This window comes from Agrobacterium tumefaciens, assembly GCF_013318015.2.
GTDB lineage: Bacteria > Pseudomonadota > Alphaproteobacteria > Rhizobiales > Rhizobiaceae > Agrobacterium > Agrobacterium tumefaciens.
In genome coordinates, this window is record NZ_CP115841.1 from 2,444,553 (window position 1) to 2,459,489 (window position 14,937).

At 61.2% G+C, this 14,937-nt stretch carries 14 protein-coding genes; 2 read left to right on the forward strand and 12 right to left on the reverse strand.

Features of this window, described 5'->3' with window-relative positions; genetic code table 11:
* Positions 1–70 precede the first annotated feature (70 nt).
* Together G6L97_RS11920 and cobA are read right to left on the reverse strand one after the other, a co-directional pair.
* The gene (locus tag G6L97_RS11920) at positions 71–1,387 is read right to left on the reverse strand and encodes a cobyrinate a,c-diamide synthase (RefSeq protein ID WP_065705101.1); all 1,317 of its coding nucleotides are present in this window, start codon (positions 1,385–1,387) and stop codon (positions 71–73) included.
* Positions 1,384–2,172 (reverse strand): uroporphyrinogen-III C-methyltransferase, encoded by a 789-nt coding sequence (gene cobA / locus G6L97_RS11925; protein WP_065705098.1) that lies wholly within the window; start codon positions 2,170–2,172, stop codon positions 1,384–1,386. The genes G6L97_RS11920 and cobA overlap by 4 nt, the downstream gene beginning before the upstream one ends.
* Positions 2,173–2,231: 59 nt before the next feature.
* On the opposite strand from cobA, the gene G6L97_RS11930 reads away from it, so the two are divergent.
* Positions 2,232–3,362, forward strand: coding sequence for a cobalt-precorrin-5B (C(1))-methyltransferase (locus tag G6L97_RS11930; protein WP_013636983.1), 1,131 nt, complete (start codon positions 2,232–2,234; stop codon positions 3,360–3,362).
* On the opposite strand, the gene cobM is transcribed toward G6L97_RS11930, so the two are convergent.
* Genes cobM through cbiE form a run of 3 tightly spaced genes read right to left on the reverse strand, consistent with a single transcriptional unit; the run spans position 3,317 to position 5,753 of the window.
* Entirely contained in the window at positions 3,317–4,090 is a 774-nt protein-coding gene (gene cobM, locus G6L97_RS11935; RefSeq protein WP_111782539.1) for a precorrin-4 C(11)-methyltransferase, read from the reverse strand. The two genes, G6L97_RS11930 and cobM, sit on opposite strands and share 46 nt — an antisense overlap.
* Positions 4,087–4,500 (reverse strand): cobalamin biosynthesis protein, encoded by a 414-nt coding sequence (locus tag G6L97_RS11940; protein ID WP_162686668.1) that lies wholly within the window; start codon positions 4,498–4,500, stop codon positions 4,087–4,089. The genes cobM and G6L97_RS11940 overlap by 4 nt, the downstream gene beginning before the upstream one ends.
* Positions 4,494–5,753, reverse strand: a complete 1,260-nt coding sequence (gene cbiE / locus G6L97_RS11945) for a precorrin-6y C5,15-methyltransferase (decarboxylating) subunit CbiE (RefSeq protein ID WP_111782537.1) — start codon at positions 5,751–5,753, stop codon at positions 4,494–4,496. Before cbiE ends, G6L97_RS11940 begins: the two co-directional genes overlap by 7 nt.
* Here cbiE and G6L97_RS11950 point away from each other — a divergent pair.
* On the forward strand, positions 5,752–6,534 hold the full coding sequence (locus G6L97_RS11950; RefSeq protein WP_111782536.1) for a cobalt-precorrin-6A reductase: 783 nt from the start codon (positions 5,752–5,754) through the stop codon (positions 6,532–6,534). The two genes, cbiE and G6L97_RS11950, sit on opposite strands and share 2 nt — an antisense overlap.
* Here G6L97_RS11950 and G6L97_RS11955 read toward each other — a convergent pair.
* From G6L97_RS11955 to G6L97_RS11985, 7 genes are read right to left on the reverse strand one after another with little or no spacing between them, the layout of a single operon-like run.
* Positions 6,501–7,262 (reverse strand): precorrin-3B C(17)-methyltransferase, encoded by a 762-nt coding sequence (locus G6L97_RS11955; RefSeq protein ID WP_111782535.1) that lies wholly within the window; start codon positions 7,260–7,262, stop codon positions 6,501–6,503. The two genes, G6L97_RS11950 and G6L97_RS11955, sit on opposite strands and share 34 nt — an antisense overlap.
* Positions 7,259–8,026, reverse strand: coding sequence for a precorrin-2 C(20)-methyltransferase (locus G6L97_RS11960; protein WP_111782534.1), 768 nt, complete (start codon positions 8,024–8,026; stop codon positions 7,259–7,261). Before G6L97_RS11960 ends, G6L97_RS11955 begins: the two co-directional genes overlap by 4 nt.
* Positions 8,023–8,655 carry a precorrin-8X methylmutase gene (locus tag G6L97_RS11965; protein ID WP_111782533.1) on the reverse strand — a complete coding sequence of 211 codons (633 nt, stop codon included), beginning with the start codon at positions 8,653–8,655 and terminating at the stop codon, positions 8,023–8,025. Before G6L97_RS11965 ends, G6L97_RS11960 begins: the two co-directional genes overlap by 4 nt.
* A complete protein-coding gene (gene cobG / locus G6L97_RS11970; protein WP_111782532.1) occupies positions 8,652–10,010 on the reverse strand; it encodes a precorrin-3B synthase in 1,359 nt (452 codons plus the stop codon). The genes G6L97_RS11965 and cobG overlap by 4 nt, the downstream gene beginning before the upstream one ends.
* Positions 10,007–13,357 (reverse strand): cobaltochelatase subunit CobN, encoded by a 3,351-nt coding sequence (gene cobN, locus G6L97_RS11975; protein ID WP_111782531.1) that lies wholly within the window; start codon positions 13,355–13,357, stop codon positions 10,007–10,009. Before cobN ends, cobG begins: the two co-directional genes overlap by 4 nt.
* 5 nt (positions 13,358–13,362) lie before the next feature.
* A complete protein-coding gene (gene cobW, locus G6L97_RS11980; RefSeq protein ID WP_111782530.1) occupies positions 13,363–14,400 on the reverse strand; it encodes a cobalamin biosynthesis protein CobW in 1,038 nt (345 codons plus the stop codon).
* Complete coding sequence (locus G6L97_RS11985) at positions 14,397–14,783, reverse strand: DUF1636 family protein (RefSeq protein ID WP_162633732.1); 387 nt, start codon at positions 14,781–14,783, stop codon at positions 14,397–14,399. Before G6L97_RS11985 ends, cobW begins: the two co-directional genes overlap by 4 nt.
* Positions 14,784–14,937 lie beyond the last annotated feature (154 nt).

Genomic DNA, 14,937 nt, shown 5'->3' on the forward strand with positions numbered 1-14,937 from the left:
TCGCACCAGACTACAAACTTTCTCAGCCCGCTCCACTTTGACGCAACCCCGCATCCGGACGCCAAATTGCTTACCCGGCTTTGGCTATCGCGTGGAAGAAAGTGCCTGAAACAAGACCCCGCCTGCCACCGGAGGGGCCGAGCGGACGACCCTGTCCGTCAGCGATCTGAGCGAAAGGCTCATCGTGACCCGGATCGATAACACGCGCATAGTGAAACTCGTGGCCGCGCAGAACTTCGCCCGCTTTGCCCAGCGGCCCATCTGCCACGATTGCAGCCTGCCGGTAACCGAGGTTCATCTTGCGCGTGGCGAAACTGGTGGCATGTGACAGAAGCCCGGTCATGGCATGGGTGACACCATCGGCATCTTCCAGCGCCGCTCCCAAAACCATATAGCCGCCGCACTCGCCATGCACCGGCTTCGTCTCGGCAAAACGGACAATCCCCGCTTTAAACCCGGCAGCATCGGTAAGCCTTTCAGCGTAAAGTTCGGGATAACCACCTGGCAGCCAGCAAATGTCGCAGGTCTCATCGGGCGCCTCGTCGGCCAGCGGTGAGAAGGGCACGATCTCCGCCCCCGCTGCATGCCAGTGGTTCTTGAGGTGCGGATAAAGAAAGGTGAAAGCCGCGTCGTCTGCAAGCGCGATGCGCTGGCCGGGCGGCGCAATCGCTGCCTCCACCGAGCCGGAGGGCACATCTACAGGCGCAGCGAGCGAAAGCAAGGCATCGAGATCAATGGACCTTTCCATCGCATCCGCCAGCCGTTCTATATGCGCGTCGATTTCCGGATGTTCGCTGGCCTGCACCAGCCCCAGATGCCGTTCCGGCAGGATGAGTGACGGATCACGCATGACGCATCCTGCGACAGGCAGACCGATTTTTTCGATGGCCTCCGTGCACAGCGTCCGGTGTCTTTCGCTGCCGGCGCGGTTCAGCACCACCGCCGCCATGGTGACAACAGGATCATAGTGGGCAAAACCATAGGCAACAGCAGCGGCTGTCTGCGATTGACCCGACACATCCAACACCAGCAGCACGGGAATGCCGAACAGCCGGGCCAGATCCGCCGCAGAACCGGTGCGGTTTTCCGCCACGGGGATACCGTCGAACAGGCCCATGGCGCTTTCGATCAAAACGAGGTCAGCACCATCAGCCTGCTGCAACAGCAGGTGTCGAAGCAATTCCGGCTGCATGGCCCAGCTGTCGAGATTGAGGCCGGATGTGCCGGTGGCGAAGGCATGGAAGCCGGGGTCGATATAATCCGGCCCCGTCTTGATGCCGCGCACCTTTATGCCGCGCCGGGCAAAGGCCCTGAGCAAGCCGATTGTTACGCTGGTCTTGCCGGATCCAGAGCGCGGTGCGCCGATGATGATCGCCCGTGTGGTCATAAGGTCGGCACCCCAAGTCGGTCGCGCATCGAAACGATCTCGCCAATAACGATCAGCGCCGGCGCCTCGAATTTTTCCCGTTTTGCATCGTCAGCTATGCTTTCCAGTGTGCCGATGAAAATCCGTTCTTGCGCGGTCGTTGCCGACATGATGACGGCGACCGGCGTCTTGCCCGAACGACCGCCCTGCATCAGAAGACCGGCGATCGAGCCTATGTTCTTAAGCCCCATATAAACGACGATGGGTTCCTGTGTCTTCGCCAATTCCAGCCAATCCAGATCCTCTTCGGTCCCGGCGGCATGGCCGGTGGCAAGCGTGACAGCGCGGCTGATACCGCGCATGGTGGCGGGAATGCGCGCTGAAGCAAGGGCTGCAAGCGACGAGGTCATGCCCGGCAAGATACGAAATGAGATGCCGGCGCGGACAAGCGCCTCCGCCTCTTCGCCGCCACGCCCGAAAATAAACGGATCGCCACCCTTAAGCCGCAACACCTTCTTACCCTGTCGGGCGAGATCAATCAGGGAGGCGGTGATGTCGTCCTGTGTTGCCGACGGCTTGCCGCCGCGCTTGCCGGCAAACACGATTTCAGCCTGGGGCCCGAGGGAAACGACATCGTCGCTCACCAGCGCGTCGCGCACGATCACATCGGCCTGCGAAAGGGCGAGCGCCACTTCGAGCGTCAGATAACGCACATCGCCCGGACCCGCGCCTGCGAGCCAGACATGCCCGGCCTCAAAGACCGGACCTTTTGCGGCGATGCTGTTCAAAACCTGCGCTATCGACATTCTTCTCGGCTGCTTTTTTAACGATGACGGAAATAGCCGTCCCGGCTATAGGAATTCATATGGAAACGGATGGAAAGACCCTTCGCCGCGGCTGGACCACGGGCACTTGCGCGGCAGCCGCCACGAAGGCGGCCTGCGCTGCCCTTCTGACCGGCGAGTTTCCTTACCCTGTCGAAGTCGAACTTCCAAGCGGCGCGAGGCCGGCATTTTCTCTCGCCACCGAGGAAAAAGGTGAAAACTTCGCAAGAGCCGGCGTCGTCAAGGATGCAGGCGACGATCCCGACGTGACCCATGGTGCGCTTATCGAAAGCACCGTGCGACGGGGAAAGCCCGGCAGCGGCATCACCTTCAAGGCCGGAAAAGGCGTCGGCACCATCACCCGGCCTGGATTGCCCCTGCCGCCTGGCGAACCCGCGATCAACCCCGTACCGCGCAAGATGATCGAAACCGCCATTCGCGAAGTAGCCGGTGACGATGCCGATTTCGAAGTCGAGATTTCCGTTCGGGACGGCGAGAAAATCGCGGAAAAGACCCTGAATGGCAGGCTCGGTATTGTCGGCGGCATTTCCATCCTTGGCACCACCGGCATCGTTATCCCGTTTTCCTGCTCGGCATGGATCCACTCCATCTGGCGCGGCATCGATGTGGCGCGCGCCACCGGCTGCACCCATCTGCTCGGCGCGACCGGCAACACCTCGGAAAAGGCGGGGCAGGCAGTGTACGGCCTGCCAGAGACCGCACTGATCGACATGGGTGATTTTATCGGTGGCATGCTGAAATATCTGCGCAGCCACCCCGTCGAACGGGTAACCATTGCCGGCGGCGTCGCCAAGATGACCAAGCTCGCCCAGGGCATGCTGGACGTGCATTCCAAGAAAGGCCTGGCCGATCTTGATGCGCTGGCGGTACTCGCAACCGAGGCTGGCGGAGATGAAAATCTTGCCCTCGCCATTCGTCAGGCCAACATGGTTGCTCACGCCTTTGAGCTGGCCGAACGCGCGGGGATAGACCTCGGCGCGATCGTTGCGGAAAAAGCCTGGGTAACAGCGGCTGCCGCTTTGAAGGTGCCCGGCATCGAGCTTGATATTCTGGTGTTCGATCGTCAGGGCACGCTCAAGGGACGCACCGCCTCCACGCCGTCGCATCAGCCCTTCGCATCTTCCTTCGGGGAGCGGAACCGCCGGACATAATCGGTACTATAAAGTGCGCTCTCGCGAAAATCCGTAGAGGCAAGCCCATGCCCGACGAAGATCAGCGCCGTCCGCTCCACCGGTTCGGCCGCCAGTTTTCCTTCGATGTCGAACAACGTGCCGCGAATGACCCGCTCATCCGGCCAGGAGGCGCGGACAACGATGGCGACTGGGCAATCGGAACCATAAAGCGGCGTCAGTTCTTCCACCACCTTGCCGATGGCATGGATGGCGAGATGGATGGCAAGTGTCGCCCCCGTCGCACCGAAGGCTTTCAGCGTCTCGCCCTCGGGCATTTTCGAAGCGCGGCCCGAAATACGGGTCAGAACAAGACTTTGCGCCACTTCCGGCACCGTCAATTCCCGCTGCAGGGTGGCAGCGGCAGCAGCGAAAGAGGGCACACCTGGAGTCACGGTATAATCGAGACCCAGCCGTTCCAGCCGGCGGATCTGTTCACCCATGGCACTCCAAACGGATAGATCACCGGAATGCAGCCGTGCCACATCCTTGCCGGCCTTTGCCGCCGCAACGAACTCCGCCTCGATCTCATCAAGCGACAGTGCTGCCGTATCGACAATGCGTGCATCCGTCGGGCAATACTCGATCAGCGCCTTCGGCACCAGCGAGCCGGCATAAAGGCAGACCGGGCAGGCAGCGATAAGATCGCGCCCGCGCACCGTGATGAGATCGGCGGCGCCCGGACCGGCGCCGATGAAATGAACCGTCATTGTTGTTCTCCATGTTCGATGGCGCGGCCATTTCGCGCGTCGCTCGTCGTGGCGATGGCTACCGTCACATCGCCAACCACGAGACGCGCCGCGACCAGCCGCGCATTTTCTCCGGCGGCAGCAAGTGCCGCCGCTTCACTGACGCTGGGCGTCCCGGCATGATCAAGGCTTGCCTGTGAAAATGTCATTGTTTTCGAAGCAGCCGCCTCGAGCTGTTCCTTCGATACGATTTCAAGCGGCAGCGCCAGACGTTTCGCCGCTTCCGCAAGACCAGCTTCTTTTGCCTTGAGCGGCGCAGTCGCCAAGCATTCAACGGTCATGCCAAAAGCAAGCTCGGCAGCGTGCACGGCTGCAATAATTGCATCTGAACCCGTGCCCTTGCGGCAGCCTAGGCCAGCGACAGTCACCATGGCTTGACCCAGCTCCATTGCGTCACCGGCATGGCCGGACGCCAGCCCGACATGGAGCCGACAGCAACAACGCGCGACACATCGAGACGGATCATCGAACCACCGAACCTGGCGTGGGCCGCAAGCAGCACCGCTTCCATTTCAAGCGTCACCGCATTGGCAACCAGCCGCCCGCCTGGCTTCAAGGCCTCCAGAGCAGCCTCAAACACGCCCGTTTCGCTGCCGCCACCACCAATGAAGATCGCATCCGGTTGAGGCAGGCCTTCAAAAGCCGCAGGTGCTGCACCGATCATGACTTCAAGCCCCGGAACGCCAAATGCCTCGGCATTGCGGGCGATACGTTCAGCTCTTTCCGGATGCTGCTCTATGGCGATGGCACGGAGCGAGGGGTGCGACAGCATCCATTCAATACCAATCGAACCCGAACCGGCACCGATATCCCACAGCAGCTCGCCCCGGCGCGGAGCCAGCGATGAAAGAGTCACGGCACGGATTTCACGCTTGGTGATCTGCCCGTCATGTTCGAACAGGCTGTCATCCAGCCCCTGCACAAAAGGCAGGACGCGTGCGCCCTCAGCAGCAACGACATCGATAGCCACGACGTTCAAAGGATCGATGTCGTCAAAGGTAAAATCGACCGCCCTGATTTGCCGCCGCCTCTCCCGCTTTCCGCCCAAAGCTTCGAGCAGGACAAATTCCGACTGGCCGAAACCGGATTGAGACAGCAATTCCGCGATGAGAGCGGGCGCGCGCTCATCAGAAGTAAGCGCGATGATCCTCGCTCCGGGATGCAGATGCGGTCGCAAAAGATCGATGGAACGCCCGTGCAACGACACGCATTCGGTCGACTGCAAAGCCCAGCCAAGCCGCGCCGCGGCCTGGGAGAAGGCTGAAGGTGAGGGATAGCAGACTGTCTCCTCCGACGGTATCCGCCGCAGAAGTGTGACGCCGGCGCCATAAAAGAACGGATCGCCGGAGGCGAGCACGCAGACCCGTCTACCGCGCAACGCCACGACATCGCTCATCTCCGCATCGAACGGCACCGGCCAAGGGCGCGCCTCACCACGAATGGCTGCAGCCGCCAGTTCCAGATGGCGTTTGCCACCGAAAACAATCTCGGCCGCCTCTATTGCCGCCACGGCATTGCGACCGAGCCCATCCAGCCCATCTTCGCCTATGCCGACGATGAAAAGCCATGGCTTGCCTTTCTTTTCAGTGGAAGCGTTGCCCGTTCCGGAATATTCAGACGTCATGACACGCTCCATACTCATCCTTGGCGGCACGGCGGATGCCCGCATTCTGGCCGGCAAGCTGGCGGTGGACTCCGGCTACCGAATCCTGCTCTCCATGGCCGGGCGTACGCTTTCGCCAGTGGAACAGCCTGTGCCGATGCGCAGTGGCGGGTTTGGCGGTGCTGCGGGTTTGGCGGATTTCATCCGCACCGGGAATTTCGATATTCTGGTCGACGCCACCCATCCCTATGCGGCGAGGATTTCCGCAAATGCCGTGGAGGCGGCAAGACTTGCCAAAGTTCCGCTTGTAGCACTTTCTCGCCCCGCCTGGGACCGCCAACCGGATGACAAATGGCAGAGGGTCGATACCATCGAACAGGCTGTTATCGCGCTCGGCGTTGAAGGCAAGCGAGTGTTTCTGGGGCTCGGCCGGCAGGAACTTCTTCCTTTCGAGGCCGCACCCCAACACAGCTATCTCATTCGCAGCGTTGATCCGGTAGAGCCGCCGCTGAAGGTGCCGGATGCTCGCTATATTACAGCGCGCGGCCCCTTTGCGCTGGATGAAGAGATCCGCATGCTGGAGGAAAACCGTATCGGCACTGTGGTTTCCAAGAACTCCGGCGGCAACGCCAGTTACGGCAAGATCGAAGCGGCGAGGCGGCTTGGCCTGCCGGTTATCATGATCGAGCGGCCGCCACAGCTGAACGCCGCAATCCTCAATGGCGCGAACGTGCCGGATATAACGACTGCGCTCACCGCCATCCGCCATCAGCTTTCTCTTTTCGAAAAACGTGGCGAATAGACCAGCGGGTCTTTATCGGAACGTTCAATCAAACGCGTTTCCACCGAACCGACGATGATGCAAGTGGCCATATCCGCCATGTCGCTCGATGCTTCCGACAAAGGCACGACCCGGATGCGCTCATCCGCACGGCCTGCCGCACGGCCGAAGATCACCGGCACCGAGCCGGGCAAATGTCCGCGCAAAAGATCGAAGGCGGTGCCAAGCTGGTGCGGGCGCGCCTTGCTGACGGGATTATAGAAAGCCATCACGAATCCGGCTTCCGCAGCCGCGATCAGCCGCTTTTCAATAATGCCCCAGGGCTTCAAATTGTCCGACAGCGAGATGGCGCAGAAATCATGCCCGAGCGGCGCGCCGGCTCGTGCAGCAACCGCAAGCATGGCCGTCACGCCCGGCACGACCGAGAAGTCTATTTCGCGCCACTCGCGCGGGCCATGTTCAATCGCCTCGCAAACAGCCGCCGCCATGGCAAAAACGCCGGGATCGCCGCCCGAAACCACGCAGACCTTGCCGCCCCCGGCTGCAAGCCGCAGAGCCTGTTCGGCACGGGAGATTTCCTCGCGATTGTCAGAGGCATGGCGACGTTGGTCGGGTCTGAGCGACAGCCGATCGAGATAGGGAATGTAACCGAAGAAATCCTCCGACGCCTCAACGGCGGCGAGCGCCTCCGGTGTCACCTGCGCAGAACTGCCAGGGCCAAGGCCGACAACGACCAGCCTGCCGGTCATGGCGCTTCACCGCCAGCGGGTCTGGTTTTCCAGCCAGGTACCAGAACCAGAGAAAAATAGGGGGCGGGTGATGCGTCCCGCTCAATCAGCGGCACCGCATGGCTGTTCGCCATGGTGCCGCGCTCGACATACAGCGCTTCATTAAGCTTGCCGGCCTTTTCCAGCGCCCGGCGGATTTTCGGCAGGTTGCGCCCGACCTTCATGATCACGGCGCCATCCGTGCCGGACAGACGCTCTGTCAGAACATCTTCGGCCAGCGTGCCGGGAAGCACGCTCAAGATATCGTCACCCTGCACCAGCGGTAGACCGGCCATCGACCAGCAGCCGGACATGGCGGTAATGCCGGCAACGACCTCCGCCTCATAGGAAGGCGCAAGCCGCAGATGAAGATGCATATAGGAACCGTAAAACAGCGGATCGCCTTCCGACAGCACGGCGACATTGCGCCCGGCATCGAGATGGGCAGCAATATCCATGGCCGACTGATCGAAAAATGCGGCGATCGCACCGCGATAATCCTCGCCGTTTTTGTCGCTCTCGACGGTTACCGGATAGGCCAGCGGCATTTCCAGTGTGCCCGGACGAATGAAGGCCTCAACGATACCGCGACCATTGCCGCTGCTGCCTTTCTTGCAGAAGAAGGCGAGGACATCGGCATTTTCGATGGCGCGCACGGCTTTCAGCGTCAGAAGCTCTGGATCGCCGGGGCCGGTGCCGACGCCCACGAGTTTACCCCTGGAATTTTCGAAAAGAGCCGCGCTCACAGACCTGCCCTCGCAACGGCGTTGACGGCAGCGGCCGTCATGGCCGATCCACCCATACGTCCCTTGACGATGGCATAGGGAATGCCTAGCGAACTAGCCTCCAGCGCATCCTTCGATTCCGCCGCACCGACAAAACCGACCGGCATGCCGATAATGGCAGCTGGACGTGGAGCGCCCTTTTCAAGCATCTCCAGAAGATAGAACAGCGCTGTCGGCGCGTTGCCGATAGCAACGAGAGCACCGTCCAGCTTTTCCGCCCAGAGATCGAGTGCGGCGGCGGAACGGGTATTGCCAATCGTTTTCGCAAGCTCAGGGGTGCGCGGATCGCGAAGGGTGCAGATCACGTCATTATTGGCCGGAAGGCGGGCGCGGGTCACGCCGTGGGCGACCATTTCCGCATCGCACAGAACGGGCTTGCCCGCCAGCAAAGCACCACGTGCAGCGACAACGAAATCCGGAGAAAAACGGAAATGGCTGGCCGCTTCCACCAGCCCGCAGGCATGGATCATGCGAATGGCGATATCCGCCTGATCTTCGGTAAAAGCGGACAAATCCGCTTCCTCGCGAATGATGGCGAAGGAGCGCTCGTAAATCGCATTGCCGTCGCGAATATAGTCATGGTCGGTCATCGGTCATCCTGTCGAAGCGCGGCAACGATTGCCTCCTTACCCAGACGGGCAAGCAGGTCGGCAGCGTTTTCCCCGGGCTTATGTTCTTTTTCGTAAAGACGGGCAAGTCGCGAAAGCGCCGTCCTCTGTTGCTCGAAAGGTAAAATACCGTCCTGCGGGTCGCAGGCGCGGCTCGAAAACGAAAAGGCCAGACCATCGGCGGTGCCGGAAAAGGTCAAAAACGAGGGGGCGGGATGCGCGCAACCCTTTCCGCAGCCGGAGAGATGCAGTGTGAAGGAGCCATCGAGCATGGAAGCTAATTCCCGCGATGCAAAGGCCGCCAGATCATGTGTGGGAAAGAAAGCCGAAGCGCACCCCGGCGTGCCGGGACAGACAGCGATGGAAGATCGCGCATCACCTGCCCTTGTGATGAAACCGGCACTGTCCGCAGTTTGCATCAGCGCATCGCAAGCATCCCGCGACCCGAAAAATAGCAGGCTATGATTGAGCGACGGCCGCAATGTTTCGATATCAAATGCGCGCGCCAGTCCACAGAGCCGCGACAGATCGGAAGCACGAACTTGCGCGAAAGCAGGAGTGATACCGGCAGCAAAGGTACCATTACCGGCCGCCATCAGCCCCAGGGACGAAGAAGGCGCAGGCGTCTCGCCTTGGCTCTCGCTATCTACCAGGCGGTCTCCGCAAATCGCCTTTATCGTCCGCAAATCCAGATCGCGGCCACGGGCAAGCGGTCCTTTGCCCGCCAGATGGACGAGCAGCAACAGGACCACATCGGCTGCCTTGTCGGCTTCAACAAATCCCGCCCGTAGCGCCTTGCTCTCCGGACCTCCGACAAGCAATTGCCAGAAAACTCGATGATCGAGCCGCACCGCCTTCAGACGGATATCGGCAAGCAAATCTCCCATTCGGAGACGGCCGCCCCCATCGATGATGACGGACATTTTTGCGGCGAGGTTGTCATGCAACGCCAGCGCGGCAGCCTCTCTGCGAATCTCATCCGCAATGGCGCTGCCATCGGCGATTTCCCGATCGTCCCGGCCGGAAAGAGGTGAGGTCTCGACTGCCAGTCCGTCGCGAAGCGGCAAACCGAGCGCCAGAACATCATTCTCCAGGTCGCAGGCGCTTTCCCGCGTCAGGCCGCGAAATTGCAGGCTGCCGCGTGCCGTGATGTCTATCAGCCCGTTGCCGTGCTGCTCGGCAAGTTCGCAAAGTGCGATCATATCATGGGGCGCAATATCCGCCTCGAATGCGATGCGCGACAGGTAGCCGTCACCGGTCAGCATCGGGGTCGATAAGGCCGGACACGTGCCACGGCGGCCAAACGGCTGGACCGGATCGGAAGGGGCCGTCCTCATGCGCCGACCCTTTCAGAACGGGGCAGGATCAGCATTTCAAGTTCCGCATCCACCGCATTGCGGCGGCTGTGCCACAACCCGCGACGACGGGCAGATAAAAAGCGCGTCGCCATGACCTCCGCCGCTTTCGGATTTTCCCGCAGGATGAAATCGCGAACATCCTCATTGCCGAAATAGGCGTCGTAAAGCGCCTCGATCAGCGAGGAAGATACCGCATGGGTGGTTTCCGCAAAACCGATCAGCCGGTCAACCGTCTCGGCAAATTCCGCCACCCCGCGCGGGCCGTGCCGCATCTGGCCGGCGATAAAGCGCGGATTGACGGCGCGGGCCCGAACAACGCGCGTCAGCGCCTGCGAAATGGATCGCGCGCGCGGACGCGCGGGATCGGTCGTATCCAGCGCCACGATATCGGCAACGCCGCCAAGGAGTGCTTTTGCGGCGGTAAAGCCACCGATGAAGGCGACATCTGACGAGCCGTCGAGAAGATCCCGGCCCGGATCGTCACCGGTGTGAACGAGAAGGTCGGCACGGCGCACCAGCTCGACAAAACCGGCATCCTCGAAAATCTCAAGCCCATCCGCACCGCCAAAGGCATGGCTTGCCGCATCCAGATAGGCTTGCCCTAGTTCCTCACGTTCTTCCCATTTTCCGCTGGCGAGTTTCTCCTCAGTGCCCGCACCATAGGTGCCGGGTGCGGAGCCGAAGATGCGTGCCGGTATATGCCCGAGTGCCACCGCCTCTTCCGCCAGCGGATTGTCGCCCGGCGCTTCATCCCGCCGCGCGACGGCCTTGGCGGCGGCGTCTAGAAGAGCGATCAACGCCGGAAACATGTCGCGGAACAGGCCGGAAATCCGGAATGTGACGTCGACACGCGGCCGCCCGATACTGGCCGGCGGCAGAACCTCGATGCCTGTGACGCGACCCGTCGCCAGGTCATGGATCGGTCTCGCCCCCATCAGATGCAGCGCCTGCGCCACATCCTCGCCGCCATTGCGCAGGCTGGCGCTGCCCCAGAGATCAAAAACCAGATGTTTCGGCCAGTCGCCATGGGATTGCAGATGGTGCCGAAGCACTTCTTCGCCCGCCATGCGGCCCAGCTCGAAAGCCGTCGGCGTCGGCATGGTGCGCGGATCGGCAGCATAAAGATTGCGGCCCGTCGGCAGGACATCGAGACGCCCGCGCGCGGGTGCGCCGGAAGGACCGGGGACAATATGGCGGCCATCGAGCGCGGCAAGCAGCGCCGTTTTTTCCGCCGCAGCACTTTCAAGCCTCAGAAGATCGGTCTCGCCTTCGGGGCTGCAGCCAAAAACATGCTGGCCATCCTTGATGGCGAAGTCCTTCAGGTCGCAGAGGAAGGCGTCGATGCGCGACAGCGCCGCATCGGCATCGTCCTTTGCACCGACACCGGCATCCGCCGCAAGACCGGTTTCCAGTGCCTTCTCTACGATCAGTTTCGCCAGCCGGTCACGGCGGCGGCGGTCAAGCCCGTCCGCCTGCGCATATTCGTCGACGAGCTGTTCCAGAGCCAATTGTTCCGGCGAAAGCCCGGCATCTACCAGCACAGGCGGAACATGGCCGATCGTGACGGCAGCGATCCGCCGTTTGGCAACCGCCGCTTCGCCCGGATTGGAAACGATGAACGGATAGACCACCGGCAAAGACCCGGTGACGATTTCAGGAAAACAATCGCGGGAAAGCGCAACTGTCTTGCCGGGCAGCCATTCCAGTGTGCCATGCGCACCGACATGCACAATGGCATGCGCCCCTGCGACACGCTGCATCCAGGCGCCGAAAGCGACCAACGCATGACGTGGCGGCAGGGCAGGATCATGGTAATCCACCCGCCGATCCTCATTTCGCCCACGATCCGGTGCCAGGGCCACGAATATCTGGCCGAAACGGGCGACGCGAAAACGGAATGCGCCGTCGGCTAGTGCGTCGTCCTGTTCGGCCGAACCCCACGTGCCATCCACGGAGGCGGCAACCCCTTCAGGCAAACCCAAAAGAAAATCACGATAGTCTGAAAGTCCAACAGCCGCTTCCTGCTGCTCGACACAATCCAGCAAAGCCCGCGCCGTTTCGGGAATATCCGAAACCACATATCCTGCCGCGGCCAGATCGCGCAGCATTTCAAGCACGCTTTGCGGCACATCGAGACCAACGGCATAACCCGTGCGCCCCGGCGCAGCACCGGGATAATCCGGCATCAGAATGACGATCCGCCGTTCCTGTGGCGTGGACTGTTTTAATTGCAGAAAGGCAGCGATTCGGTTTGCCACCTGTTCGACGCGATCAGCCTCCGGTACATTGATGAGGCTGATACCGCCATCAGTCCGCACCTGCTTGAATGAGATTGCGCCAGCAAGAATCCGGCCATCGAGTTCCGGCAGAACCACATGCATGGCAAGATCGGAAGGGTTGAGACCGCGCGCATTTTCCGCCCAGCCGTCCCGTCGCGTCGTCGCCATAACCACCTGAAACACCGGCACGCCGAGGCGATCAAACAGGGTTTTACCGCTGTCGTCCATCTGACTGGCAAAAGCCGTGGCGGCAACGATGGCGGCGGGCTGGAGTTCGGGCAGTACGGTTTCGAGAAAGCGGATCGCCTCCCCATCCTTGAGGCCGCTGACGAAAATCGGCAATGGCGCAAAACCGCGCTGAGAGAGCGCGTTAAAAAGCGCATCCACGGGCGCCGCATCGGCCGCAAGAAGCATGGAGCGGTAAAAGAGAATGGGAAGCACAGCTGCGCCGGCGGGAAAACCGGCGCAGGCTTCCGCCTGATCCACGACGCCTTTACCCGGCCGATAAAAGCCGGCTTTCGGCAGCGGTTGAGCCTCGATATCTGGCCATGCGCCACCACTTACAAGGGCAGCAAGACCAATGGCAAGCCGGTCCATATTTTCCCGCCCACCCTCGCGGAAGAAGGCGAGGACGGACGCCAACGTCCGGCGATCAACAGTCGAGGCTGCTTCGAGCTTTTCGTCTCTCTCACTGCATTCACCCGGCAGGAGCATAAGTTTTATGCCACGTCGCCGCGCCATCGTGCTGAGCTGATCGACGCCATAGCGCCAGCGTTCCGCGCCGCCGAGAATCCGGATAAGGATGACACGGGCATGTTCGGCCGTCTTTTCAATCCACAGATCGACCGACATCGGATGCCGAAGCTCGGAGAGGTTGGCGGCAGACAAGGACGGAAGCGCGCCCTCTGCCTGCCGCCATGCCTGTTCCAGCCCGGCAAGATCGCTTGCCGAAAAAGACAGCATCACCACATCCGATCGCGGCTGGTTGAGATCAACCGGCTCGATCAGGTCGTCCAGAGACGAAGATGTGGTGGCGAGAATGTGCATTTCTATCAGGCGGCCAGCATCTGTTCGATCTTTTCGCGGTTGAGGCCCTTTTCGCCTATGACGACGAGGCGGCTGCGGCGCTCTTCACCGGCCGCCCAGGGACGGTCGTAATAATGGTTGACGCGGCTACCGACTGCCTGCACCTGCAAGCGCATCGGCTTGGTGGATACTTCGACGAAACCTTTGATGCGCAGAACATTTTCCGTAGCCGCCGTCTTGGCGATACGAGCCGCCAGCGCTTCCGGATCGGTCACGGCCGGCAGGTCGATGACGAAGCTGTCGAAATCGTCATGTTCGTGGTCAAGTTCACCATCGTGATGGGTGCGGCGGTTTTCGATATCCTCTTCAACCGCAAGACCGAGGCCGATCAGTACGGCCGGATCGATGACGCCATTCGAGGCGACGACGATCTTTGCGGCCCGCGGCAAATGCTCGAGAATATGAGCCTTCGCCTTGTCCAGACCGGCGCTATCGAGCAGATCCGCCTTGGTCAGCACGATAAGATCGGCACAGGCGATCTGGTCCTCAAAAACCTCTTCGACCGGATCGTCGTGATCGAGGGCTTCGTCATTTGCGCGCTGGGCGGCAAGGGCTTCCATGTCATGCGCCACCTGACCCTCGGCAAGGGCAGCGCCATCCACAACAGCCACCACAGCGTCAACCGTCACGCGGCTCTTGATGTCCGGCCATTGAAATGCCTGCACCAGCGGCTTGGGCAGGGCAAGGCCGGAGGTCTCGATGAGAATATGCTCCACCTTCGGCTGCCGGCTTAGAATCTGTTCGATGGCCGGCTGGAAATCATCCGCCACCGTGCAGCAGATGCAGCCATTGGCCAGCTCAACGATGTTTTCCTCCGGGCAGCTCTCAATGCCGCATCCCTTGAGGATATCCCCATCGATGCCGATATCACCGAATTCGTTGACGATGATGGCAAGCCGCTTGCCATCAAGCTTTTCGAGAAGACCGCGCAGCAGCGTGGTTTTTCCAGCCCCCAGAAAGCCAGTGACGATGGTGCAGGGAACGCGGTCCAGAAGGGTGCTCATGATCTCTCCTCGGTAAAATCGAATGGGGGAATGCGCGCCACCATGCCGCGCTTCAATGTGTCGGGGCGGCCGCGCCAGGGCATCAGGCCATCTGCGGAGGCGGCCAGCATGCGAGCGCCGGTCAGCAGGTCTTCCGCATCGTTGGGCGTCAGCCCGCCGAATACATAGGACCAGCCATCGGCACCGCGCAGCACGGCACTGAGGCCGCGTTTGCAATTGGCAAGGCAATTGACAGAGCGAACATCGATGCCGGAGTCACGCGCTTTTGCGATGGCAGCTTCCGCAAGGATGGTGCCGGGGCGCGGCTCCGCATTGGGATCGGTGTCGTCGCGACAGCTTCGGCAGACAAAAACGACCACGCCAGAAGCTGTGTTGGCTTCCATTGTCCCGTCCGCACAAGAAGATGTTGTGGTAATATCCAAACCGTTCCGCTTTCCGCGCCTTTAAACTCGTCGGGGTGCGGATGTCGAAAACAGCGCACTGAAAAGCGCGGCTGCAAATCAATTCGACCGGCTGACCGGAGCACCCCGCCCGGGA